This window comes from Amycolatopsis sp. CA-230715, assembly GCF_018736145.1.
Classification (GTDB): domain Bacteria; phylum Actinomycetota; class Actinomycetes; order Mycobacteriales; family Pseudonocardiaceae; genus Amycolatopsis.
In genome coordinates, this window is sequence record NZ_CP059997.1 from 5,784,897 (window position 1) to 5,807,106 (window position 22,210).

At 67.0% G+C, this 22,210-nt stretch carries 20 protein-coding genes; 8 read left to right on the forward strand and 12 right to left on the reverse strand.

The features are described from left to right. Window positions 1–221: 221 nt before the first annotated feature. Complete coding sequence (abc-f, locus tag HUW46_RS27845) at window positions 222–1,862, forward strand: ribosomal protection-like ABC-F family protein (RefSeq protein ID WP_215541751.1); 1,641 nt, start codon at window positions 222–224, stop codon at window positions 1,860–1,862. Window positions 1,863–2,079: 217 nt separating this feature from the next. Beyond that, window positions 2,080–2,283 carry a hypothetical protein gene (locus HUW46_RS27850; RefSeq protein WP_215541752.1) on the forward strand — a complete coding sequence of 68 codons (204 nt, stop codon included), beginning with the start codon at window positions 2,080–2,082 and terminating at the stop codon, window positions 2,281–2,283. A 3-nt stretch (window positions 2,284–2,286) separates the two neighbouring features. Here HUW46_RS27850 and HUW46_RS27855 read toward each other — a convergent pair whose 3' ends face one another. The 4 genes from HUW46_RS27855 to HUW46_RS27870 all read right to left on the reverse strand — a co-directional run bounded on the left by HUW46_RS27855 (window position 2,287) and on the right by HUW46_RS27870 (window position 5,732). Continuing rightward, window positions 2,287–2,796, reverse strand: a complete 510-nt coding sequence (locus tag HUW46_RS27855; RefSeq protein WP_215541753.1) for a hypothetical protein — start codon at window positions 2,794–2,796, stop codon at window positions 2,287–2,289. Window positions 2,797–2,848: 52 nt separating this feature from the next. Then, on the reverse strand, window positions 2,849–4,051 hold the full coding sequence (locus HUW46_RS27860) for a DUF262 domain-containing protein (protein ID WP_215541754.1): 1,203 nt from the start codon (window positions 4,049–4,051) through the stop codon (window positions 2,849–2,851). A gap of 17 nt (window positions 4,052–4,068) precedes the next feature. Further along, on the reverse strand, window positions 4,069–4,779 hold the full coding sequence (locus HUW46_RS27865) for a hypothetical protein (protein WP_215541755.1): 711 nt from the start codon (window positions 4,777–4,779) through the stop codon (window positions 4,069–4,071). Window positions 4,780–4,865: 86 nt separating this feature from the next. Beyond that, window positions 4,866–5,732 carry a hypothetical protein gene (locus HUW46_RS27870; protein ID WP_215541756.1) on the reverse strand — a complete coding sequence of 289 codons (867 nt, stop codon included), beginning with the start codon at window positions 5,730–5,732 and terminating at the stop codon, window positions 4,866–4,868. Between the two features lie 546 nt (window positions 5,733–6,278). Between HUW46_RS27870 and HUW46_RS27875 the strand changes: the two genes are divergently transcribed. Continuing rightward, window positions 6,279–7,607 (forward strand): amidase, encoded by a 1,329-nt coding sequence (locus HUW46_RS27875; protein ID WP_215541757.1) that lies wholly within the window; start codon window positions 6,279–6,281, stop codon window positions 7,605–7,607. A 3-nt stretch (window positions 7,608–7,610) separates the two neighbouring features. On the opposite strand, the gene HUW46_RS27880 is transcribed toward HUW46_RS27875, so the two are convergent. From HUW46_RS27880 to HUW46_RS27895, 4 genes are all read right to left on the reverse strand, one after another. After that, complete coding sequence (locus HUW46_RS27880; RefSeq protein ID WP_215541758.1) at window positions 7,611–8,573, reverse strand: cell division protein DivIVA; 963 nt, start codon at window positions 8,571–8,573, stop codon at window positions 7,611–7,613. A gap of 110 nt (window positions 8,574–8,683) precedes the next feature. Then, window positions 8,684–10,678, reverse strand: a complete 1,995-nt coding sequence (locus HUW46_RS27885) for an SDR family oxidoreductase (RefSeq protein ID WP_215550155.1) — start codon at window positions 10,676–10,678, stop codon at window positions 8,684–8,686. A gap of 102 nt (window positions 10,679–10,780) precedes the next feature. After that, a complete protein-coding gene (locus tag HUW46_RS27890; RefSeq protein ID WP_215541759.1) occupies window positions 10,781–11,494 on the reverse strand; it encodes a class F sortase in 714 nt (237 codons plus the stop codon). A 4-nt stretch (window positions 11,495–11,498) separates the two neighbouring features. Then, on the reverse strand, window positions 11,499–12,932 hold the full coding sequence (locus tag HUW46_RS27895; protein WP_215541760.1) for a hypothetical protein: 1,434 nt from the start codon (window positions 12,930–12,932) through the stop codon (window positions 11,499–11,501). Window positions 12,933–13,240: 308 nt separating this feature from the next. Here HUW46_RS27895 and HUW46_RS27900 point away from each other — a divergent pair, with 308 nt between their 5' ends. The 3 genes from HUW46_RS27900 (at window position 13,241) to HUW46_RS27910 (ending at window position 15,582) form a co-directional block, all read left to right on the forward strand. Next, window positions 13,241–14,068: a Bax inhibitor-1/YccA family protein gene (locus tag HUW46_RS27900; RefSeq protein ID WP_215541761.1), complete on the forward strand. Its 828-nt coding sequence runs from the start codon at window positions 13,241–13,243 to the stop codon at window positions 14,066–14,068. Window positions 14,069–14,217: 149 nt separating this feature from the next. Then, the gene (locus tag HUW46_RS27905; RefSeq protein WP_254124958.1) at window positions 14,218–14,961 is read left to right on the forward strand and encodes a sulfur globule family protein; all 744 of its coding nucleotides are present in this window, start codon (window positions 14,218–14,220) and stop codon (window positions 14,959–14,961) included. Between the two features lie 39 nt (window positions 14,962–15,000). Continuing rightward, a complete protein-coding gene (locus HUW46_RS27910) occupies window positions 15,001–15,582 on the forward strand; it encodes an LppU/SCO3897 family protein (RefSeq protein WP_215541762.1) in 582 nt (193 codons plus the stop codon). A gap of 115 nt (window positions 15,583–15,697) precedes the next feature. On the opposite strand, the gene HUW46_RS27915 is transcribed toward HUW46_RS27910, so the two are convergent. Next, a complete protein-coding gene (locus tag HUW46_RS27915; RefSeq protein WP_215541763.1) occupies window positions 15,698–16,132 on the reverse strand; it encodes a hypothetical protein in 435 nt (144 codons plus the stop codon). A 182-nt stretch (window positions 16,133–16,314) separates the two neighbouring features. Between HUW46_RS27915 and HUW46_RS27920 the strand changes: the two genes are divergently transcribed. Together HUW46_RS27920 and HUW46_RS27925 are read left to right on the forward strand one after the other, a co-directional pair. Continuing rightward, on the forward strand, window positions 16,315–17,583 hold the full coding sequence (locus tag HUW46_RS27920) for a YeeE/YedE family protein (RefSeq protein ID WP_215541764.1): 1,269 nt from the start codon (window positions 16,315–16,317) through the stop codon (window positions 17,581–17,583). Window positions 17,584–17,871: 288 nt separating this feature from the next. After that, entirely contained in the window at window positions 17,872–19,401 is a 1,530-nt protein-coding gene (locus HUW46_RS27925; RefSeq protein WP_215541765.1) for a DHA2 family efflux MFS transporter permease subunit, read from the forward strand. Window positions 19,402–19,824: 423 nt separating this feature from the next. Here the strand turns inward: HUW46_RS27925 and HUW46_RS27930 are convergent, their stop codons facing one another. The 3 genes from HUW46_RS27930 to HUW46_RS27940 all read right to left on the reverse strand — a co-directional run bounded on the left by HUW46_RS27930 (window position 19,825) and on the right by HUW46_RS27940 (window position 22,166). Then, a complete protein-coding gene (locus HUW46_RS27930; protein WP_215541766.1) occupies window positions 19,825–20,049 on the reverse strand; it encodes a helix-turn-helix domain-containing protein in 225 nt (74 codons plus the stop codon). Then, entirely contained in the window at window positions 20,049–20,675 is a 627-nt protein-coding gene (locus tag HUW46_RS27935) for a hypothetical protein (RefSeq protein WP_215541767.1), read from the reverse strand. Before HUW46_RS27935 ends, HUW46_RS27930 begins: the two co-directional genes overlap by 1 nt. A 270-nt stretch (window positions 20,676–20,945) precedes the next feature. Further along, complete coding sequence (locus tag HUW46_RS27940; RefSeq protein WP_215541768.1) at window positions 20,946–22,166, reverse strand: acetyl-CoA C-acetyltransferase; 1,221 nt, start codon at window positions 22,164–22,166, stop codon at window positions 20,946–20,948. Between the last annotated feature and the right edge of the window lie 44 nt (window positions 22,167–22,210).

Here is a 22,210-nt window from a genome sequence, read left to right on the forward strand (position 1 = left end):
TGCGCGCAAAAAAGGGGCTTGCCGATCACCGCCGTGCTCACGTAGGGTACTCGCCATGGGTACGTTGCACTTCCTGTGATCCCGCACGCGGCTTTACTGGCGTAGAGCGTTCTGGCTCCGCCGCGCCGCGTGTCCGTTCCGCGTTTCCGAGTTACGCCAAGGGTTCTTGGCGTCATCGATGCGCGTTCCCGCCCTTCGAGGCCACAGGAGGTGGTACGCCCATGCGCACTCCGCGCCATTCCGATACCCAGCTCGCCCTGTCCGAGGTTACCCTGCGCTACAACGACAAGATCGTCTTCGACCGGTTGTCGTGCACCGTCAAACCAGGGGAGAAGATCGGTGTGATCGGCGACAACGGCGCCGGGAAGTCGACGTTGCTGCGCCTGATCGCCGGGCGTGAGCAACCGGGCAACGGCACTGTCACCGTGTCCGCGCCCGGCGGTGTTGGCTACCTGCCGCAGACGCTTGATCTGCCCGGGAGCGCGACCGTTGCCGATGCGATCGACCTCGCGCTCGCCGATCTCCGGAAGCTGGAGGCACGCATCCGCCGCGCCGAAGCGGCACTCGGCACGGCGACAGCCGAAGAGTTCGCCGCTTACGGCGAACTGGTTGCGCGGTACGAAGCGCGTGACGGGTACCGGGCGGATGCCAGGGTCGAGGTCGCGCTGCACGGCCTCGGGCAGCCGGGACTGGACCGCGACCGTCCACTGGGGACACTCTCCGGCGGGCAGCGGTCACGGCTCGCGCTCGCGGCGACACTGGCTTCCGCGCCGGAACTGCTGCTGCTCGACGAGCCGACGAACGATCTCGACGACGAAGCGGTCGCGTGGCTGGAAAGCTACTTGAGCGCGCATCCCGGCAGGCTCGTCGCGATCACGCACGACCGGCTCTTCCTCGAACGCGTCACGGAAACGATTTTGGAGGTGGACCACGAACACCGCACCGTGCATCGGTACGGCAACGGATACGACGGCTTCCTCGCCGCGAAAGCGGCCGCACGAGCACGCTGGGCCCGTGAGTACGAGGACTGGCGCGTCGACGTGGCGAGGCATCGCGTCCTCGCGGACGCGAACATCGACCGGTTGTCCGCGATTCCTCGCAAAGGGCCGCATTCGATGGGTGGCTCCGGTGCTACCCGGCCGCGGTCGAGGGCGCACGGTGCGATGGGCCGGATCCGCGCCGCGCGGGAACGGCTGCGGCGGCTCACCGAAAACGCGGTGCCACCGCCACCGGAACCGCTGAGGTTCGCCGCGGACATCGAGACCGCACCACTGAACGGTCCGGTCGCCGAACTGTCCGAAGTGGACTTCGAGAACCGGCTTTCGGTGCGGTCGCTGCGATTGCTCCCCAGTGAACGGCTGCTCGTCACCGGGCCGAACGGTGCGGGCAAGAGCACGCTCATGCGCGTGCTCGCCGGAGAACTGGCCCCCACTGCGGGCTCGGCGCGGCACGCGGGGCGGATCGGGTTCCTGCGGCAGGCCGATCGCGGCCACGCCGACGACCGGACCGTGCTCGCGGCGTTCGCGGCAGGGCGGGGCAGTGCGGAAGAACGGGTCGACGAGTTGCTCGCGCTCGGCCTGTTCGACCGGGCCGATCTCGGCAAACCGGTGCGGGCACTATCGGCGGGCCAGCGGCGCAGGCTCGAACTGGCGAGGCTGGTGACCGCACCGGCAGACCTGCTGCTGCTCGACGAGCCGACGAACCACCTGTCGCCGGATCTCGTGGAGGACCTGGAACAGGCACTCGCCGGCTACCGGGGCGCGCTCGTCGTGGTGACGCACGACCGGCGCATGCGCGCGAACTTCGACGGCGCGCGGATGGAACTGAGAGGAGGCGCGGTGGCCGAGTTCTCGGCGGCGTGACCGAAGTGCGTTACCTCCGGCGTAACGGTGCTCGCGCCGCCAGGTGCCTGATCTTCGGACATCAGGAGCGCGGCGGAATTCGGATCCGCTGCGCGAAAAACCCGAGGAGTCTCGTCATGGCTACTGCTGTGCTTCCGAAAGGCATGTCTCCGAAAAACGTGTTCTCCGACGGTGGGTTGCTGCTTTTCTGCTGGCATTCGGGATCTTCGTCGGAACAGTGGGGACCCGCCGCGGGGTGTCGCGCGCCGCGGCGGGTCTCGTCGCCGAACTGAACGCGGTGTGGGCCGTCGGAAGCGTGGTCGTCGCTGCCACGGGGGTGCTTCCGGCGACCACCGCCGGCACGATCTGGATCGTCGCGCAGGCGTTCGTCGTCGGCGGGTTCGCCGCACTCCAGTTCATCGGAAGGCGGCGAGCCGCGTGAGGATCAGCTGACCGCCGCGCAGAGATCGCGCTCGACCCAGTGCCCGGACTCCACGGTCCGGTAGGTCGGCGCGATCTTGAGCGTGTACAGCCCGTCGAGGATGAACACCCCCGGAGCGTGGTTGGCGTGGCCAGGCTGGAAGCCGACCATCACCGGACCCGCGACGTGCCAGACCTGCACGCCGTCGGTGTGGTACTCGACGACGGCGAACCCGCTGGCGTCGGCGAGCGTGCTCTTGCCGTTTTCCACGTTGGCGAAGCGCTCGACGAGCGGCCCGGCGTAGGCCTCGAGCGCCACCGAGCCGTCGGGATGGGTTTTCAGGACCTTGCCGTACACCTTGTCCACCACGGGTTCCGCGTGGGAGGCGAAGGCGCACCGGACACCGGCGGGGTAGTCGACCGGCGCGCTCGGCGCCGGTTCCCAGCCGCCGCCGGGTGGCGCCGCGGACGCGGTGGCGGTCAGCCCGAGTTGGCTGGCGGCGGCCAGCGCGATGACCAGCAGAAGACGTTTCACGGTTCCCTCCAGAGGTACTGCGACTCCCATCCCCATCGATCGAGGATCACCGTCAAACCGCCGCCTCGGTACCGCCGTTCGCTTCCTGATCCGGATCATCTTTGACCCTAGTGCTGAGCAGATCTTCGCTGCTCGGAAGCAGTTGGAGTGGGTCCCGTCGTTCGATAAATGGCTGCTCAGCGGCGAACGATTTGCCTCGAAGGTATGAATCGAGCGCGGCGGACCTTGTCCTCCTACTTCCGAGGTCGCTTGAATTCCTGACGCCACGAGCATATGCGAGAGCAGCCGCGTCATGGTTGTTAGCTCGTATGTGTCCCACGTCGCTCAACGTCAGATACTCGTCCACTTTTTCCGAGAAGCTCACCATTCGGTGCGAAATTCGATCCCGTTCACCACGGGAGAATGGGAGGTCGATGAACCTGTTTGCCAGCGTGAGGAAAAGTGAATAAAAATCGACCTTTCGTGACCATCGCAGTTTGGTTGGCCATGCGAGCAGTCCGTCGAGTTCTCCTAATACGGAGGAAAAGATGTTCTCCACGCGCTCCCGGTCCGGAAACTCTTCCTCGAAAGAAGCGTAGAATTTTTCTAGGTTGTACTTCTTGTTTTGCGGGCCGTAAAGCGCGCCGCTGGCGAGTTCGCTAACGTATTCAACATCAAGCATTCGTCGTATGTCGTTGCTTGTGAAAATGCCAGAATTGACCCAGAAGGGATTCTTTGCCAGGTCTTCCATGCACGAGATGAAGCTCCCCCAGTATGTCGCGTGTCGAAGTTCTTGCCTGTTTAGTGCTACGTTATTTCGATTTAGTCGACCGAAGATCTCTCGTATCTGTTCGTCGCGTAGTTCTGGCAATGTTCGAACAACGAACTTGTACTCGAAGAACCTTCTTTTGTCCGAGTTTGGCAGCTGTTCGAACTTGAGTCCGGCCAAGCTTCCTCCGGAGTCTTCGTTCAAGGCAAATTTGTTGCTGATGAACTCGAGGCAGGCGCGCACTCGCTGCTGACCATCGACAACGACGTGTAACTCCTTTCCGGTGCTGGCCACACTGGATTGCAGGTAGAGTTCGGGAATTGGATACCCGCGTAGCACGGAGTCGATCAGAAGCGCTTTCTGGCTTTCTTGCCAAACCGGATTGCGTTGGTAGGGTGGTTTCATGTCGAGTTCTTCATTTTGAAGTCGACTCCAGAACCATGAAACAGTGTGATGTGCGACTTCCAGGAATCGCTGTGGATGCTCCGCGAGGCTTAGATTAGACATTTATATTTCCTTTGGTGTCATATGTCGCTGAGAATCTGATTTTTCAGATTGACTAGATTGTGCACTTGGTATTGTCTCAATGACTCATAGTCGCGATATATTCGTCCTTTTATCTGTCGACCAACGGTGGGCTCTCGATTTGCTGCCTCAATGAAAGCCTTGGTCCATTCGACACCAAAAGGTAGCCGGGTGATTATTTTGTCGGTCGCTATGGCGCCATCGAAGACAAGATTCCGTCGATGTTGCTTCAGCATACCGGCTTCTGCGCTACCCGGTGCTAGTCTGTCAACGGGGCCAAGGTTGCGGAGCCAGGTCCATGATGATTCGAAATGATTCGTGCTGATTATGGCGATGTCGATATCCGAGTTGTCGTGAAAGCTGGCGAGGTCTTTCCCTGGAGACAGGCTGAAGCCTAGTGCTGCGCTGCCAACTATTACAATCGCAAAGGGGTCTACTTGAAGGTTTTTTGCCAGCTCTGTCTTCCAGCTTATGTAAGAGTGTCTCGTTTGGAAAAGCCAAGGAACTCGATCTAGTAGATGATAATTAGCAAACTGGTCGGCGGGCATGTTGACGATCAGCTCGCGCAGTCCGTCTCTGGTTTTCGGGTGCTCTTGCTCAAGGGTTACGTTGACGCTATGTGTGTTTTGCGAAATCTGCTTAGCAGTGTAATCTCCCGTGTCTGCGAACTTGGTTTCAGGTGGATCTGATGCGCCGCTTGGCAATGACATTTGTTTGTGGCTAACCTGCTTTGGGTGTGAAGACTTGAGGCTTCGCAGACGTATTCTGCGAAGCCTCAACCTAATCTTCGAAGTGGTCAGTTGGGCCTGGGGAAAGTTTCCGCGACCCACGACTGTCCGGCCGCAGGGGCGCGCACCAATGTGCTGGACTTTCGGGCTCGCCACTTGTTCCATGTCTGGATTGTGAGACCGACCACGATGTTTCGGCGCGGATCGCCGTACTTGTCGCCACGCATCTTCATGAGCTTTCTCCTGAGCAGGATGCAGGGATCGCCTTCGTACTCGGCTATACCGTGCACGAGGTTTCTCATGAACACTTTTGCGAGATCGGCATCTTTTTGAGAGAATAGCCACAGTAGGAAGGCGGCCTGATTGCGCGTCATTATGACGTTCACCAGTTCGAGGTCAAAGCCGCTGATGGTTTGTGGTAACGCTTCGACGTCAGGGTTATTCTTAAGGAACTTGTGTGCTTCTGTTGGGGTTATCTGACGAAATGTCGACGGGGAAATCCAGCCTGTCTCGGTCCACTCCAGTATGAAGCGGACGATCGTGCTGAGGTCTCCGCTCCGCTTGTAGTTGAACGCAACTTTGAGCTGGTCGGCCAGCGATCGCGAGCGTCCCATGTCGATCGAGACGATGCTTGATCGTGCGACCTTGAAGACGACAAGCATCCGGACGGTTTGGCCTGACGCGACCACGGCCGAGCATCGGTGCTGGCCGTCGAGGAGACACCCGTCTTCGTCGAGCTTCACGGTTTCGCCGTTGAGATGGAACTGCCCAGTGCGTATGAGTCGGGCGTAGTGCTTGACCCTGGCTTTGCTGATCGGGCGGTTTTGCTTGGTGTTCTTCAACCAAGACTTGGCCAGTACGGGTGTCACATCGACAACCTCTGCGTACGGCTCGGTGCAGGCCTCCGTAGGCGCTGCTTCGTTGATTTTCTGCACGTCAAGCATTGTGGTCTCATGTGAAACCGGCAGGTTCGGATAACTATACCTGGTTTCAGGATTTGCCTGGTCAGCGAAAAGTTGATATTGAAAAAAATTTGGAAGTTTCACTCAATCGATTGATTCAGTTGTTGCATTGTGCAAAATCTGCATCGCGTTGGTGCGGTCCTGTGCAGCTGGAACGCTGCATGCGGACGCTCTGTACGTGTCCGCGAGCCGCGGCTTCGACGATGCGCCAAGCGATCTTGCCTGTGTGGTTGAGGTGGACGCGTCTGGGATTGCTCTCATGTGTCGCGCCCGGTGCCGTCGAGACCGAGCAAGAACAGTGGCAGTCGACGTTGTTCGAGAACGGAGGAACGTGAGGGCGAACGAGCTTCAGAACGATCGCTCGTCTTTGGCGCTGAGGCCATGACCCTTGACCGCGATGTGTGGCTGCGTCGCGAGAGCGCCGCAACCGCATATCGGCGCTGGTGAGCGTGACGAGGTGGTGCCACGTTCCCGCAGACGCGTATCGAATTCGTGGTCGTACCGGGTTAAGGTCCGGTCATGGAAACCGACCCCAGCACCGCGGCGGAACTCGCCCGATCCGTCCGCGACGGCAGGCTCGATCCCGTCGACGTCACCAAGCGCGCACTGCACGGGATCGCCGCGGCGGACCGCGTGGTCGGTGCGTTCCGGCGGGTCAGGGCCGAAGAAGCGCTCGCCGAAGCGGCCGAGGTCCGGGACCGCGCCGACCTCGCGACACTGCCGCTCGCGGGCGTGCCGGTCGCGGTCAAGGACGTCACCGACATCGCGGGTGAACGCGCTTCGTGGGGTTCCGAGCGGGAAAGCCCGGTGGCCAAGGCGGACGGGGAGATCGCGCGTCGGCTGCGGCGGGCGGGCGCGGTGCTCGTCGGCATCACGCGGGTTCCCGAGCTGTGCGCGTGGCCGATGAGCGACGGACCCGACGGGGTCGCCCGCAATCCGTGGAACCCCGCCTACACCGCGGGTGGGTCGTCGGGTGGCAGTGCGGCCGCGGTGGCGGCGGGGCTCGTGCCGGTCGCGCACGGCACCGACGGGCTCGGCTCGGTGCGGCTGCCGTCCGCGATGTGCGGGCTGGTCGGGATCAAACCCGGCGCGGGTGTGATCGCCGAACCCGGCGAGGCGGGCTGGTTCGGGATGTCCTCGCACGGCGCGATGGCCACCACGGTCACCGACGCGGCGCTGCTCCTGTCGGTGCTCGCGGAACGACCCGACCTCGCCGAGCTGGAGGATCCGAGCCCGCTCAAGATCGCTTTGTCGACAACGCAGCCGACGAAGGTGCCGATTCCCCGTCCGCTCGCCGCCGCCGTCGGCACGACCGGTGAGCTGCTCGCCCGCGTCGGCCACCACCTCACCGAAGCGACGCCGCGCTACGGCGTGGAACCGATCGTGGGCATCTCCACGCGCTGGTTCGCCGGACCCGCGCAGCAGGTGCGGGACTGGGACCGGGGCGTGCTGCAACGCCGCACCAGGCCGCTCGTGCGAGCCGGTGCCGTGCTGAACGCGCTGCACCTCATCCGGCCCGGCACGAAACGCCGCTGGATCGCGCGCGCCGAGGAGTTCTTCGCCGAGCACGACGTGCTGGTGACGCCCATGCTCGCGACGCTGCCGCCGAAGGCGGGGCCGTGGCACCAGCGGTCCTGGCTGGCCAACGCGTCCCCGTCGCTGCGGGTCGCCGCGTTCGCCGGGCTGTGGAACCTCGCCGGGTTCCCCGCGCTGACCGTGCCCGCCGCGCGGCACCCGTCGGGCCTGCCGATCGGCGTCCAGCTCGTCGCCGCGCCGGGCGGGGAAGCGCGCCTGCTGGGCCTGGCCGCCCAGCTGGAACGCCTCAACCCGTGGCCGCGCCTGCCCTGACCGTCAGCTCTTCGCGGAGGCCTTCACGGCCTTCGCGTTGACGACGGTGGGGTCGTCTTCGCCGACCGGGTTCGAGTTGACCACGGACTCTTCCTTGAGCGACTTCAACAGGTGTTCGTCGCGCTTGAGGAGCTGATCCGCCTTGCTGAGACTGGTCAACGCGTGCTCGCGGACCTTCGCCAGCCGCTCCACCCGGTTCGTGGCTTCCTTCGTACGCCACTCAGCGTCGGCCTTCGCCTTCTCGACGCGGCTCTTCGCCTCCGCTGTCGCTTCGTCGACGAGCCGCTTCGCTTCGGCTGTCGCCTCCGCGATCCGCCGCTCCGCCTGGTTCTTGCTCGCGGTGCGGGTGTCGGCGACGTGCTTCTCCAGCGACGCCCGCTCCGCGGTCATCTTCGCGTCGAACTCGCGCTCGATCGCCCGCCGCTTGCGCTCCGCTTCCGCGTCGAGCAGCTCGCGCCGCCGCGCCGCTTCGACAGTCAGCTTCTCGACCTCGGCCTTGGTCGCCGCCAGCGCCTTCTCGTGCTCGGTGTGCAGCGCTTCGGCTTGTTTGTCCAGCTCGCCGATCAGCTTCTGGTAGCGCTCGCGCAGCTTGCTCGACACCTCCGTGGTGCCCGCCCAGTGCTCCTCGGTCGCGATCTGCGCCCGCTGCGTGATCTCCTCGGCGCGGGTAGTCGCCAGCGAGGCCGTGCGCTGCATGCGCTCGTCGAGGTCCTCCAGCCGTTCCGGCGGCTTCATCAGCTCGTCGACGCGGGTGCGCAGCCGCAGGATCTCGCCGCGCGCGTTCTCCAGCTCGCGCGACATGGTGCTCGCCTGCGCCATCGCGGCGTCCCGATCGGCGGCGATCCGCCTCAGGTGCGCCTCGACGTGATCCAGGTACTGGCGCACCTGGTTGCGGTCGAACCCGTGCCAGGCTTGGTCGTACTCTCGCCGGAGGGGAAGCAGCCCACCGTCTCGCTCCGAAACCATGGTCACGACGGTACCCGCGCACAGGGTGTCAGCGGTGTTAGCCCGGCCCGAGACAACCCGCACATGGGATATTTCCTACCCGCACAGCCCAACTACCGACGGTGAACGCCTCACCAGTGGAAGCCGCGCGTCAGCCTGGCCAGGGTGGCCGCCGCCTTCGACAGGTGCTTCTCGCCGCGCCCGATCTTGAGCCCGCCGGACCCGCCCGCGGCCGCGGAGTCGGGGAAGATGCGGAAACCCTGGTACGCCACCGCGTCGGTCAGTCCGGGCAGCAGCGTGTACGCGAGCCCGATGGTGCGGCCCTCCGGCGTCCCGATGTGCTTCGGCCGCTCCTTCAACGCCTTCATGACCATGTCCGCGGCCTGGTCGGGCGATTTCGTCGGGAACGCGTCGTAGATCTTCGTCGGGCGGATCATCGGCGTGCGCACGAGCGGCATGTGGATCGTGGTGAACGTGATCCCGTCCCCGTGCGTTTCGGTCGCCGCGATCCGCGAGAAGTAGTCGAGCGCGGCCTTCGACGCCGCGTATGCGGAAAAGCGCGGCGCGATGCCCTGCACGCCGATCGACGACACGTTGACGATGTGCCCGAACTTGCGTTCCGACATGTGCGGCAGCACGGCCAGGATCAACCGCACCGCGCCGAAGTAGTTGATCGCCATCGCGCGCTCGTAGTCGTGGAAGCGGTCGTAGGACAGCTTGATGGAACGGCGGATCGACCGGCCGGCGTTGTTCACCAGCATGTCGATCCGGCCGTGCTCGGCGAGCATCTTCTCGACCGTCTTGTGCACCGATTCCTCGTCGGTCAGGTCCGCCGGGTACACCGACGCGCTCCCGCCCGCGGCGACGATCTCGTCGCGCACCTCTTCGAGTTCGTGCTGGCGCCTCGCCACGAGCAGCGGCACACCGCCCGCCGCGGCGACCTTCAACGCGGCCGCCCGCCCGATCCCGGACGACGCGCCGGTGATGATCACGCGCCTGCCGTCGAGCTCGCCGCGCGGGCCGTGCTTCCGCGCGCGGAACGGGTCGAGGTGCTCGCGCCAGTACCGCCACAGCGTCGCCGCGTAGTCGTCGAGCCGGGGCACGTCGATCCCGGACGACGCCAGTGCCTTGCGCGTGCTCGCCGAGGCGAACACGGACGGGAAGGCCATGGTTTCCAGCAGCACGGGCGGAATCCCGAACCGCTCCAGCACCGCGTCGCGCGCGATCGTGAACCCGGGGATGTGCTCGCTGAGCTTCACCAGCCCGAGCACGCCCTTCGAGACCCGCTCGTCGAGTTCGACGGTGATCGTCGGCGCCCCGGCCGCCTTCGCGAACGCGTTGTAGACCGAGGTCACCGGCTGCGGCTCCGGGCTGACGAGGTGGAACGCCCGCCCGTCGAGGCCGTCGGTGGTGACCAGCTCCAGCATCGCCTTCGCCACGTAGTCGACGGGCACGATGTTCGTGTCGCCGAGATCGGGGCCGACGACCGGCACGTTCGGCAGCGAAGCCAGCCTGCTGATCGCGGGGAAGAGGTAGTACGGGCCGTCGATCTTGTCCATCTCGCCGGTCTCGGAATGCCCGACGACGACCGCGGGCCGGTACACCCGCCACGGCACCTCGTGCTGCTCGCGCACCAGCCGCTCGGCTTCGAACTTCGTGCGGTGGTACGGCGTCGGCAAGCGCTGGCCCGCGTCGAACATCTCCTCGGTGAAGATGCCCTCGTAGTCACCGGCGACGGCCACCGACGACACGTGGTGCAGGCAGCCCGCGCGCAGGTCCGCGGCGAGCGCGATGACCTGCTGGGTGCCTTCGACGTTGGCCTTGATGCTGGTCTCGTCGTCGGCGGTCAGGTCGTAGAGCGCGGCGAGGTGCACGATGTGGTCGACCTGGCCGCGAAGCTGGTCGCGCGCGCTTTCGCCGACGCCGAGCAGGTCCTGCGAGAGATCGCCGGTGACCAGCGTGACCTTGTCCGGGTTCGGCCATTTCGCGACGAGCCCGGCGAGCCGGTCCTGCGAGGACTCGCGCACGAGCAGCGCGACGCTGTCGACGTCCTCGCGTTCGAGCAGCAGCCGCGTGAAATGGCGGCCGATCAAGCCGGTCGCACCGGTCACGAGATAGCTGGCCAATTCGATCGCCTCCGCGGTCGCCGGATCCGTCACGGACACACGCATTGTGCTGCATGGTGTGACGGGTGGCCACCGTCGGCGGGTGACAAGGTTACCGGCGGGTCAGGCCGGATCGGCGACGACGACCCTGTTCTCCGCGTAGCCGGTCTGGCCGCCGACCCATTTGCCGCCGCAGGTCACCAGCACGACCCGGTGCGGGCCCGCCTGGCTGAACAGGTCGTCGGCGCGCTGCGGCAACTCGTCCTTGTGCAGCGTGATGAGCTGCGAAACGCGGTAGGTCCACGGCTTGCCCGCCGCGTCGGTGATGACGACCTCGCCGCCGGGGCTGGCGTCCCACAGCTCCGCGAACGGGCCGATCCCGCCGCCCCAGTTGACGTGCCCGGCGAACACGCTCGCCCCGTTCGGCGCGTCGAGCCCGGCGCCCCACCAGGTCGCCTGGTCGAGCCGCTCCGGGATGGGCAGTGTCGCGTTCGGACCCTGGATCTCCTTGCGCACCAAGGTGGCCGTGCCCCCGGCGGGCAGCCGGATGGTGCCGGGCCGCTGTCCGCGGATCGGCTCCTTCCTCGCGGGCGGCGGTGGCGGTGCGGGCTGACTGGCCACAGTGGACGGTGGTGGGGGTGGTGCCGTGGTGGCCGGTGGCGGCGGCGCGACCGCGGCCGCGCGGGGCGGTGCGACGGACTGCGCGGGTGACGCTGTCCCGGCGATCACGTCCTTCGGCGGCCACGCGATGGACAGCAGTGCGATCGCTTCCACGAACAGCAAGCTCGCCACCCCGAGGAAGTACGAGGTGACGAGCTTGCGGCGTTGCCTTCTCACGCGGTTACCTGGTGAACCGCCGCCGTGCGACGAACCCGACCAGCGCCGAGCCGAGCACCGCGATCCCGGCGAGGCTCAGCACCCCGCCGGTCGACGGACCGGTGGTGACCGCGCCGGTGATCATCGCGGCCGGTTTCGCACCGGCCGGGATCGCGCGCGGCACCGCGTTCGGCACGTTCTTGATCTCCAGCGCGAGCGTCTCACCCGGTTTCACCTCACCGCACGCCGACGGCGGATTCGCCGAGTCGAACGCTTCGCCGTACCCGTTCGGCGGGCTGACCTCGACCACGCAGATCTCCTGCGGTGTCTTGAGATTCGGCACGGTCGCCTTGCCGGTGTCACCCTCGGTGGTGAGCACCGCGGGCTTCCCGTCCGGCCCGGTGAGCGGTTTGCCGTCCTGGCCGAGCGCGGGCGCGGTGCGGTCCTTCGCGGTCAGCCGCAGCACCGCACCGGGAATGCCCTTGCCGGACTTGCTGTCGAGCTTCGTCACCGCGACGATCCCCGGCTTGGTCCTCGCCGCGGCCGTGCCGTTCGCGGTGAGCTTCTTTTCGCCGCCGGTGGACACCACGCGCTGGGTGTCCACCTCGATCGGCGCCTGCACGTACGGCCGGTCGGCGGGCCCGGACAGCTCCGTCTCCACCTTCGGGTGCTCGCCGGTCGGCCGCACCTTCACGCTCGCCGTACCGTCCGCGCCGGTGGTGGCCGTGCCGGTGCTCTTGCCGTCTTCGAGCGTCGCGTCGGTCAGCTTCAGCTTCACCGGGACCTTCGCGACGCCCTTCTTCGCGGCGTTGAGCACGCCCAGCTTCCAGTCGCCGGAGGTGCCGATCGTCTGCTCTTCCTTCGGCGGCGTCACCGACGTGGTCCACGGGCCGCGGTTGGTCTCGGCTTCCTTGCGCAGCTTGCCGACGAGGTCCTTCGCGGCGGGCGAGACCCCGCCGAGCTGGTCGAAATGGCGCTTCTCGTCGTAGGCGATCGTGCGGAACGAGTTCTTCGGGTTCAGGTCGTCCTGCCCGTCGCGGTGCGGCGAGGTCCACGAATGGAGCAAATGCGCGAGCGCGGCGGCCTCGTCGTTGCTCTTCGTGTCGCCGTAGCGCAGCAGCAGGTAGGAGATGTCCGCGGCGACGCCGGGGGACAGCGGCTCGCCCCACTTGGTCTTCAGCTCGTCGCCGGGCTGGTACTTCTCGTCCGTGTCCGGCGCCTTGTACTCGAACTCGACGCAGAACACCTGCTTGCCGCCGACCTCGTAGGAACCGAGCCAGTCCGCGGAACGGTCCTTGCCCCCGTACGGCTGACCCGGTTTCACCTCGACCCCGGTCTTCTGCTTGAAGTCCGCCGACGCGACGCCCGCCGTCGAGACCAGCGTCAAGCTGCCGAGGAGGGACACGGTCAGTAGTCCCAGTGCCGCGCGTGCGGCCTTGGGTCGCTCGGTCCGGCCCATGACGTGCTGACTCCCGTCCTGCAGAGAAAACGACTCGATCGATTACGTCCCCGACACGCCTTGTGGTGATCATGTGACCACGCCCCGTGAGAATCGCTTGTCAGGTCACCCGATAGCAATCCGCCATGGGGCTGACGGCGGACGAACGGCGCGTGATCTGCGCCGACCGGCGTGCGGCACATTTCCGCTTGGGTGTCTACTGGGGCTCGCGAGCCGATATGAGTAAAGTCGGCTTTACCCGACGGGAACCGGCGGCCCTTCGCGGACGTTGAACCCGATGCAGGTGCCAGTAGGTCCAGGAGGATCAGGTGCGTTCCACGAGCAACCCCGCGTTCCGCAAGCTGCCGGTCGGCGGCGCGGGACAAGGCCAGTACGGGCCGAACGTAGGCTTCAACCAACCGCAGGGCGGTATCCCCGGATACGGCGCCCCGCAGACGGCTTCGGGCGCCGACGACCGGCCGATGACCGTGGACGACGTCGTCATCAAGACCGGGCTGAGCCTCGGCACGGCGCTGGTCACCGGCGTCATCGCGGCCGTGTGGGCGATGGGCCAGGCCGCGGACAAGGCGCTGGGCCCGGTGCTCGGCGTGATGATCGGCGGGATGCTCGTCGGTCTCGTGCTGTCGCTGGTGATGATCTTCCGCCAGAAGCCCAGCGGCGTGATGACGCTGGCGTATTCGGCGGTGGAAGGCGTTTTCCTCGGCGCCATCACGGGCCTGTTCGAATTCATCAAGCCCGGTATCGCACTGCAGGCGATCATCGGCACCGCCGGTGTCTTCATCACGATGCTGGTCGTCTACAAGACCGGTGCGATCAAGGTCACCCCCAAGCTCACCAAGTGGATCATCGGCGCCACCGCGGGCGCCGCGATCCTGATGCTGTTCAACCTGCTGATGAGCGCCTTCGGCGTGCAGACCGGCCTGCGCGGCGGTGGCACCCTCGGCATCGTCATCAGCCTGGTGATCATCGGCATCGCGGCGTTCAACTTCCTGCTCGACTTCGACATGGCCGACCGGATGATCCGCGAGGGCATGCCGTCGAAGTGGGCGTGGTTCGCCGCCTTCGGCCTGATGACCACCCTGGTCTGGCTCTACCTCGAAATCCTGCGGTTGCTGTACTACCTGAACAACGACTAGCGACCGCCGCGCGGTGAAGGGCATCCGGTGTCGACCGGGTGCCCTTCGTCATGTCCGGGGTGTTTCCGGGCCCGCTCCCGGCGGCTCGGCGGCCGCCGTGTTGGATGGCCGGGTCCCCTGTTTTCACTCTTCTGTGCGAGGTGCGCGCCGTGAGCGTTCCCCCTCCTGGTCAGCCAGGCCAGCCGAATCCCTACGGCCAAGGCGCCCCGTACGGCCAGGGCACGCCGCCGGGACAGCAGGCGCCCTATGGAACGCCGCCGCAAGGTCAGCCCTACGGCGCTCCGCAGCCGGGGCAGGGGCTGCCGCCGTACGGCGCGCCGCAGCAGCCGATGCCGGGCTTCCCGGCCGCCCCGCCCGAGTCGATCCCGCCGAAGAAGCGCCGGTTCCTGTGGCTGCGGATCGTGCTGCCCGTGGTGGTCATCGCGGCGAGCGTGATCGTCGGCATCGCCCAGTTCTCGTCGAGCCCGGTGAACGCCGCGGTGGGCGACTGCCTCAGCGTCCCGAAGTTCACCACCAGCTTCAGCGGCGACAACCAGCCGAAGAAGGTCGACTGCGGTGCCGCGGACGCGAACGTGAAGGTCGCGGCCAAGTACGACGACGGGAACGCCGCGTGCCCCGCACCCGACTACGACCACCTCACGATGGAGAAGCCGTCGGCGAAGCTGTGCGTGGTGATCAACGCGAAACAGGGCGACTGCTTCGCCAACGTCACCTCCAAGACCGAGGGCTACCTCCGGGTTTCGTGCGCCGACCCGAAGGCGGAGGCCCAGTTCGTCAAGGTGGTCGAGGGCAAGGCCGACGAGCAGCTGTGCGCGGACATCGAAGGCGCGTCGCCGCTGACGTACCCGCAGCCGCCGATCACTTTCTGCCTTCTCCAGCCGAAAGCGGCCTGAGCCGTCCCGCCCGGCGGTTTGCCGTGTTTTCATGAACGGGTGAGTGTTCCCCCGCCACCCGTGCCCCCGTTCGGTCCACAATGGACCAATCAGGCGCACGTGCGCCGCCTGCCACCGTGGCTGCTCGTCGTGGCCGGGGTGGCGGTGCTCGCCCTCGCGGTCACCTTCCTGGTGGTGAAGCTGTCCTCGCAGCCGTTGTCGGCCGAGGTCGGGGACTGCCTCGACGTGCACGTGGTCAATCCGAACCCGGCACCGGCCGACCAGGCTGAGCAGGCCGACTGCGGTGCGGCCGAAGCGAACGTGAAGGTCGCCGTGAAGTACCCCGACGCCGACCGGGACTGCCCGGCGCGCGGGTACGAGTTCATCTACATCGGCAACCCGAAGAACAAGCTCTGCCTGGTGATCAACGCGCGCCAGGGCGACTGCTTCGCGGGCCTGTCGTCGGGCAGCGAACCCTACCGGCGGGTGCCGTGCACCGACGCCAAGGCGGAACGCCAGTTCGTCAAGATCGTCGAGGGCGAGGCGAACGAAGAACTGTGCGAGGAGATCGACGGCGCGACCGCGGTGACCTTCCCGCAGCCACCGATCACCTTCTGCCTGGTGAAACCGAAAACCATCTAGCGCTTCCCCGCCTCCTCGCGGCGCGAATCGATGCCCCTGACGGTGGCCTTCGGGGCGCTCAGGTCCCCGAAGGCCACCTTCGGGGACAAGTGCCGGGGCATAGGCGCGGCCGCGCTCAGCCTTCGTCGTCGTCCGGTTCGGGGGCGGCGCGCCGGGGGTGGCGGGGCAGCGCGAGCGCGGTCAGCAGGAGCGCGCCCGCGGCCATCGCCGCGTTGGTGAACCCGGCCTGCATGTCCGGGATGACCAGGTCGTCGTCGACCGCGCGCAGCGCCCACAGCCCCACCGGGACCACGCACACCAGCCAGCCCGCCACGACGAGCAGCCGCCGCCGCGCCAGCACGCCCAGCCCCGCGAGCACCACGCTCGCGACGAGCGCCAGCGCGATCGACGCGAACCAGTTCGGCGTCGTGTGCGAGGGGTTCGAGGTCACCAGGTCGGCCAGTGCCAGGTCCGACGCGTGGTGCCCGCCCTGCCACGGTTTCGAACACCCGACGACCACGCCTGCCACCGCGATCAGGCCGAACACCACAGCGAGCACGAACCGAACCATGGGCGTGAGCCTATGGCCGCGGTACCGGCTCGTCATGGCGGACTGCCCGAGCGGTGGCATCGGTTGTCCGATAGTCCTTTTGGCGCCCGGTGTCGCACTCTGTGGGACGGGCTGCCCGATGCTCCGATCGGTCCTAACGTGATCCGGGTCCTGCTCCGTGACCTAGTCCCCAGGAGTGCGCGGTGACCGCGACCGAGACCGACTCCACCGGCAACTATCTGCTCAGTTCTCCGACGTCCTGCGCCGCGCCGGTGCCTTCACCGGAGGACCCGGTGAAGGTCGTCCCGCTCGCCGTGGCCGGCGTGCTTTCGGTGGGCCTCACCTGGTTCGTGTGGGCGAGCTACGGCGCCAAGTTCGGCGTGCTGCTCGCGCTGGGGCTCTTGTTGGGCCTCGCGCTGTTCCACTCGCGGTTCGGCTTCACCTCCGCGTGGCGCCAGCTCATCGCGGTCGGCAACGGGCAGGGCCTTCGCGCGCACACGCTCCTGCTCGGCACCGCGGCCACGGTGATCGCGCTGCTCGCCGGGACCGGTACGGGCCTGTTCGGCAGCGTCCCGAAGGCGACCGCGAGCCCGCTCGGGCTGGCGCTGCTGGTCGGCGCGACGATCTTCGCGATCGGCATGCAGCTCGGCGGCGCGTGCGCGTCGGGCACGCTGTTCGCGGTCGGCTCGGGGCAGTCGGCGATCGTGCTGACGCTCGGCGGGTTCGTCACCGGCTCCGTGCTCTACACGTGGGCGTACCCGGCACTGTCCGGCTGGCCCGAGCTGCCCGGTGTGCTGCTCGCCGACCACTTCGGCTGGTTCGGCTCGTGGGCGATCACGATCGCGGTGCTGCTGCTGATCGTGGTGGCGACCAGGGTCGTGCAGCGCAGGCGGACCCCGCCGCCGGTGGACGCGGTGCCGACCGCGCGCGGGTTCGCCAGGGTGTTCCGCGGCGCGTGGCCGATCCTCGTCGGCGCGGTCGTGCTCGGCCTGCTCGCCGGCGCGGTGTTCCTGGTTTCCGGCGGCATCTGGGGTGTCACGAGCGCGTTCAGCCTGTGGGGCGCGAAACTGCTGCAACTGTTCGGCCTGCACCCGGAAAGCTGGGAGTTCTGGCAGCAGAAGGCGAACGCGGCGTCGTTGCGCGGCAGCATCTGGCAGGACAAGAACAGCCTCACCGACATCGGGATCATGATCGGTGCCGCGGTCGCGGCCGCGGCGGCGGGCGCGTGGAAGATCCACAGCGAGATCCCGTGGCGCACCGCGCTCGCCGCGGTGCTCGGCGGGGTGCTGATGGGCATCGGCGCGCGCATGGCTGGCGGCTGCAACATCGGCGCGTACCTCGGCGGCATTTCCACCGGGAGCCTGCACGGCTGGCTGTGGGGCGTGTTCGCGCTCGGCGGTACCTGGATCGGCCTGAAACTGCGGCCTGTGTTCGGGCTCACAAACCCCAAACCCTCCGACAGCATCTGCTGACCGAAAGCGACGGAATCCGTTTCTCCGCAACGTATCGCGGTCGTCGGCGCGCACTCCGTCACGGAATTCACTGTTTGCCGAAAAGATTGGCAGGAGCCTGCCAGGTTTCGGTATCTTTGACCTACGCCCACTTCACCGCGGTGAAGTGGGCGTAGACCTGACGGGCCCGCCTGCGCAGCCGGGCTCTTCACTTCGACGTCACGCGGTACGGGGAACCGCGTCTACCCGGTGCCGGACAGCTTCGCCACCACCTGCACCGGGCCGGCCTCCTTCACCAGGAACGGATTTATGTCTACCCAAGAAATGAGCCCGGCCGCGGGCGATGAAAAGCTCGACAGCGCGGTGCTGAAGGTCGCCGGCGTCGTGGTGCTCGGCGCCATCATGGCCATTCTCGACACCACGGTGGTGAACGTCGCACTGCAGACGCTCTCCATCGAGTTCAAGACCTCCTTCGACACCATCCAGTGGGTCGCCACCGGCTACATGCTGGCGCTGGCCACCGTCATCCCGGTCACCGGCTGGGCGTCCGACCGGTTCGGCACGAAGCGCCTCTACCTGATCGCGATCGGGCTGTTCCTGATCGGGTCGATGCTCGCGGGCCTCGCCTGGGACATCGAGTCGCTGATCGTGTTCCGGGTGCTGCAGGGCCTCGGCGGCGGCATGCTGATGCCCGCCGGGATGACGATCATGACCAAGGCGGCTGGCCCGCAGCGCATCGGCCGCGTGATGGCGGTGCTCGGCGTGCCGATGCTGCTCGGCCCGATCGGCGGGCCGATCCTCGGCGGCTGGCTCGTCGACGCGGTGAGCTGGCGCTGGATCTTCTACATCAACCTGCCGATCGGCCTGGTCACGATGGTGCTGGCGTGGCGCCTGCTGCCGAAGGACGAGCCGGAACCGTCGCAGAAGTTCGACTTCCCTGGCATGCTCATGGTTTCGCCCGGCCTCGCGCTGCTGATCTTCGGCGTGTCCAAGATCCCGTCCGCGGGCGGGGTCAGCTCGCCGGAGGTGTGGGCGCCGATCGTGGTCGGGGTGGCGCTGCTGATCGCGTTCCTGGTGCGGGCGGGCAAGATCCCGAACCCGCTGATCGACCTGAAGCTGTTCAAGGATCGCACCTTCTCGGTCGCGATGATCACCATGACGCTGTTCTCGGTGGCGTTCTTCGGCGCGATGCTGCTGCTGCCGAACTACTTCCTGCTGGTGCGCGGCGAAACCACGCTGCAGGCCGGGCTGCTGCTCGCCCCGCAGGGCCTCGGCGCGATGATCACCATGCCGCTCGCGGGCAGGCTGGTGGACAAAATCGGTGTCGGCAAGATCGTGATCCCCGGGCTCGTGCTGCTCGTGGCGGGCCTGGCGGTGTTCACGCGGATCACCGCGACCACCCCGTACCCGCTGCTGCTCGGCGCGCTGTTCGTGCTCGGCCTCGGCATGGGCGCCACGATGATGCCGATCATGTCGGCGGCGCTGCAGACGTTGCAGCCCAAGGACATCGCCCGCGCTTCGACCGCGACGAACATCATCCAGCAGACCTCGGGCGCGATCGGCACCGCGGTGATGTCGATCATCCAGGCGGCCCTGCTCGCCACGAAGTTCGGCGTGCCGACCAGCCAGGGCCAGGTCGCGGCCACGATCGCGGTGAAGAACCCCGCCACGGCCGAAGCGGCCGCCGCCTCGTCGGCCGACGCCTTCAGCACGACGTTCACCTGGGCGCTCGTGCTGACCGCGGCGTGCGTCATCCCGGCGCTGTTCCTGCCGAAGCGCAAGCCCGCGCTCCCGGCAGGCGCCGAAGGCGGCCAGCCCGCCCCGGTCATGGTGCACTAGCTCCTTCGCCGGGCCGGATTTCGAAGTCCTCGAAGGCCACCACGACGACACCGTCGTGGTGGCCTTCGTCGTATCCGGGAACGGAAACTTCGGCGCCTGCGCCTGTGACTTCCCGGGACGTGCGCGCCGCGATTCCGCCCTCGCGAACGCTTTCTTCTCCGCACGCGTGCCCCGAAGGCCCCTCTTGGCGCGCTGAGCGTCACGATCTCGGCCCTCGCGGCGGGCTGCCGCCACCTGTTCCTGTCCCCGAAGGTGGCCTTCGGGGCGGTAGACGCCGCGAACTCGACCCTCGCACCGCACTCCCGCCACCTGCGCGGGCCCGCAGCGGGCGGTCGCGTGCCCCGAAAGTGACCTTCGGGGAATCCAGCGCACCGAAAGCCACTTTCGGGGCCACGGGTTGGCGCCCCATTAGGTCGGCGCATCTCAGGGGGCGTCGTAGCCGAGTAGGTCGCCGGGCTGACAGTCGAGGACGGCGCACAGTTTCGACAGGGTGGAGAAGCGGATCGCCTTCGCACGGCCGTTTTTGAGCACCGAAAGGTTCACTACGGTCACGCCGACCCGGTTGGCGAGTTCGGTCAGCGTCATCCCGCGCGCGGCGAGGAGTGCGTCGAGGTGGACGGTGACGCGGTGGTCGTCCTCCGGCGGCATCAGACCGTGCCTTCGAGGTCTTCGTGCATGCGCACCCCGATCCACAGGATCCTCGCGAAGGTCAGCGCGGTGGCACCGGCGAACGCCGACCACAGCGGGAAAGCGGCCGCCCACAAGGAAGTCCAGCTCGCCGAGCTTTCGAACATCGCCCCGAGCAGCGTCGAACGGGCCATCGCCACCACGGCCGCGACGATCGCCGCGGCCACCGGCAGGTACCAGCCGAGCGCGGTGAGCCTGCCCGGTACGGCCTGGTCGTAAGGGCCCTTCAGTGCCGCCGCGCGCAGGAACCGCAGCAGTAGCAACAAAGCGCCCGCGGCCCACAGGTACCAGATCCAACGATCGGCGAACCCGGACAGCCAGACACCCGTGCTCGCGTGGTCGACGCACGCTTCGGCCGACGCGCCGGTGAGCCGCGCGCCGGGCTTGAGCGGAAAGCCGCTGATACCGGAAGTCGACAGGGTGCCCGCGCTGTCGACGCAGGTGGTCCGCAGGCCGGGCCCGCTGAGCAGCCCGCCGGGACCGAACAGCACCAGCATGATCCCGAGCAGTGCCAGTACGTACACGAACCACGAGCTGATCCTCGCGATCCCGGTCAGCGGTTCGAGCGGATTGCGCGGCCGTGCCATTTCGTGCTCACCACCATATCGACTTTCGATGTTATCGAAAAACGATAGCATCGAAAGTCGATATGTACAAAGTGGTCTGGTTTGGTAAGCGGCGGAGCCGCTTGAGTGGGCAGGTGACCGGCACCGCCGCGGGTTCTCAGGCGCCTTCTCGCGAGGACAGCTTCACCGTGGTGAATCGGTTATTCATGAGTTGGAGATCCCGGAGTGAGAAGGTGTCTGAGGTTCCGCTACTGGCACCGCCTGTAAAGCCGCTGTTGATCAATCTTTGGGTCAGTTGAGGCGTTCGAGAACCATGGCCATGCCCTGCCCGCCGCCGACGCACATGGTCTCCAGGCCCCACTGCTTGTCGTGGTGGCGCAAGGAGTTGATCAGCGTCGAGGTGATGCGCGCGCCGGTCATGCCGAACGGGTGGCCGACCGCGATCGCGCCGCCGTTGACGTTGAGCCGGTCGAGGTCGATGCCGAGGTCCCGGTACGACGGGATCACCTGCGCGGCGAACGCCTCGTTGATCTCGACGAGGTCGATGTCCCCGATCTGCTTGCCCGCGCGGGCAAGCGCCCGCTTCGACGCCTCCACCGGTCCGTAGCCCATGATCTCCGGCGACAGCCCGGAAACCCCGGTGGACACCACGCGCGCGAGCGGGGTGATGCCCAGTTCCTTCGCCTTGGTGTCGGACATGACGACCAGTGCGGCGGCGCCGTCGTTGAGCGGGCAGCAGTTGCCCGCGGTCACGCGGCCGTCGGGGCGGAACACCGGCTTCAGGCCCGAGACGCCTTCGAGCGTCACACCGGCGCGCGGGCCGTCGTCGGCGCTCACCACGGTGCCGTCCGGCAGCGTCACCGGCGTGATGTCCTTCGCCCAGAACCCGTCCGCGATCGCCTTCTCCGCCAGGTTCTGCGACCGGACGCCGAACTCGTCCATCTCCTCGCGGGTGACGTTCTTCAGCCGCGCCAGGTTCTCCGCAGTCTGGCCCATGGCGATGTAGACGTCGGGAAGCTGGCCGGTTTCGCGCGGGTCCGTCCACGAGTCAGCGCCCTGCTCCGCGGTCGCCTTCGTGCGCGCTTCCGCGTCGGCGAACAGCGGGTTGTGCGTGTCCGGCCAGGAATCCGAGCTGCCCTTGGAGAACCGCGAAACGGTCTCGACGCCGGCCGAGATGAACACGTCGCCTTCGCCCGCCTTGATGGCGTGCAGCGCCATCCGCGTGGTCTGCAGGCTCGACGAGCAGTAGCGCGTGATGGTGCAGCCGGGGAGGTGGTCGTAGCCGAGTTCGACGGCGACCGCGCGGCCCATGTTGAACCCGGATTCGCCGCCGGGGGAGCCGCAGCCGAGCATCAGGTCGTCGATCTCGGCCGGGTCCAGCTGGGGCACCTGGTCGAGCGCGGCGCGCACCATCTGCGCGGTGAGGTCGTCGGGACGGGCGCTGACCAGCGATCCCTTGTTCGCCCTGCCGATCGGGGAACGGGCGGTGGCGACGATCACGGCTTCGGGCATGGCGGACACTCCCTTGTATCGGCGGCCTAGCGTGCTAAGCGGTT

Excerpts from the sequence above, each read along its gene's own strand:
- abc-f (WP_215541751.1), top strand. The coding sequence starts at position 222 with ATGCGCACTCCGCGCCATTCCGATACCCAGCTCGCCCTGTCCGAGGTT.
- HUW46_RS27860 (WP_215541754.1), bottom strand. The coding sequence starts at position 4,051 with ATGTCTAATCTAAGCCTCGCGGAGCATCCACAGCGATTCCTGGAAGTC.
- HUW46_RS27865 (WP_215541755.1), bottom strand. The coding sequence starts at position 4,779 with ATGTCATTGCCAAGCGGCGCATCAGATCCACCTGAAACCAAGTTCGCA.
- HUW46_RS27875 (WP_215541757.1), top strand. The coding sequence starts at position 6,279 with ATGGAAACCGACCCCAGCACCGCGGCGGAACTCGCCCGATCCGTCCGC.
- HUW46_RS27880 (WP_215541758.1), bottom strand. The coding sequence starts at position 8,573 with ATGGTTTCGGAGCGAGACGGTGGGCTGCTTCCCCTCCGGCGAGAGTAC.
- HUW46_RS27895 (WP_215541760.1), bottom strand. The coding sequence starts at position 12,932 with ATGGGCCGGACCGAGCGACCCAAGGCCGCACGCGCGGCACTGGGACTA.
- HUW46_RS27915 (WP_215541763.1), bottom strand. The coding sequence starts at position 16,132 with ATGGTTCGGTTCGTGCTCGCTGTGGTGTTCGGCCTGATCGCGGTGGCA.
- HUW46_RS27925 (WP_215541765.1), top strand. The coding sequence starts at position 17,872 with ATGTCTACCCAAGAAATGAGCCCGGCCGCGGGCGATGAAAAGCTCGAC.
- HUW46_RS27930 (WP_215541766.1), bottom strand. The coding sequence starts at position 20,049 with ATGCCGCCGGAGGACGACCACCGCGTCACCGTCCACCTCGACGCACTC.
- HUW46_RS27935 (WP_215541767.1), bottom strand. The coding sequence starts at position 20,675 with ATGGCACGGCCGCGCAATCCGCTCGAACCGCTGACCGGGATCGCGAGG.
- HUW46_RS27940 (WP_215541768.1), bottom strand. The coding sequence starts at position 22,166 with ATGCCCGAAGCCGTGATCGTCGCCACCGCCCGTTCCCCGATCGGCAGG.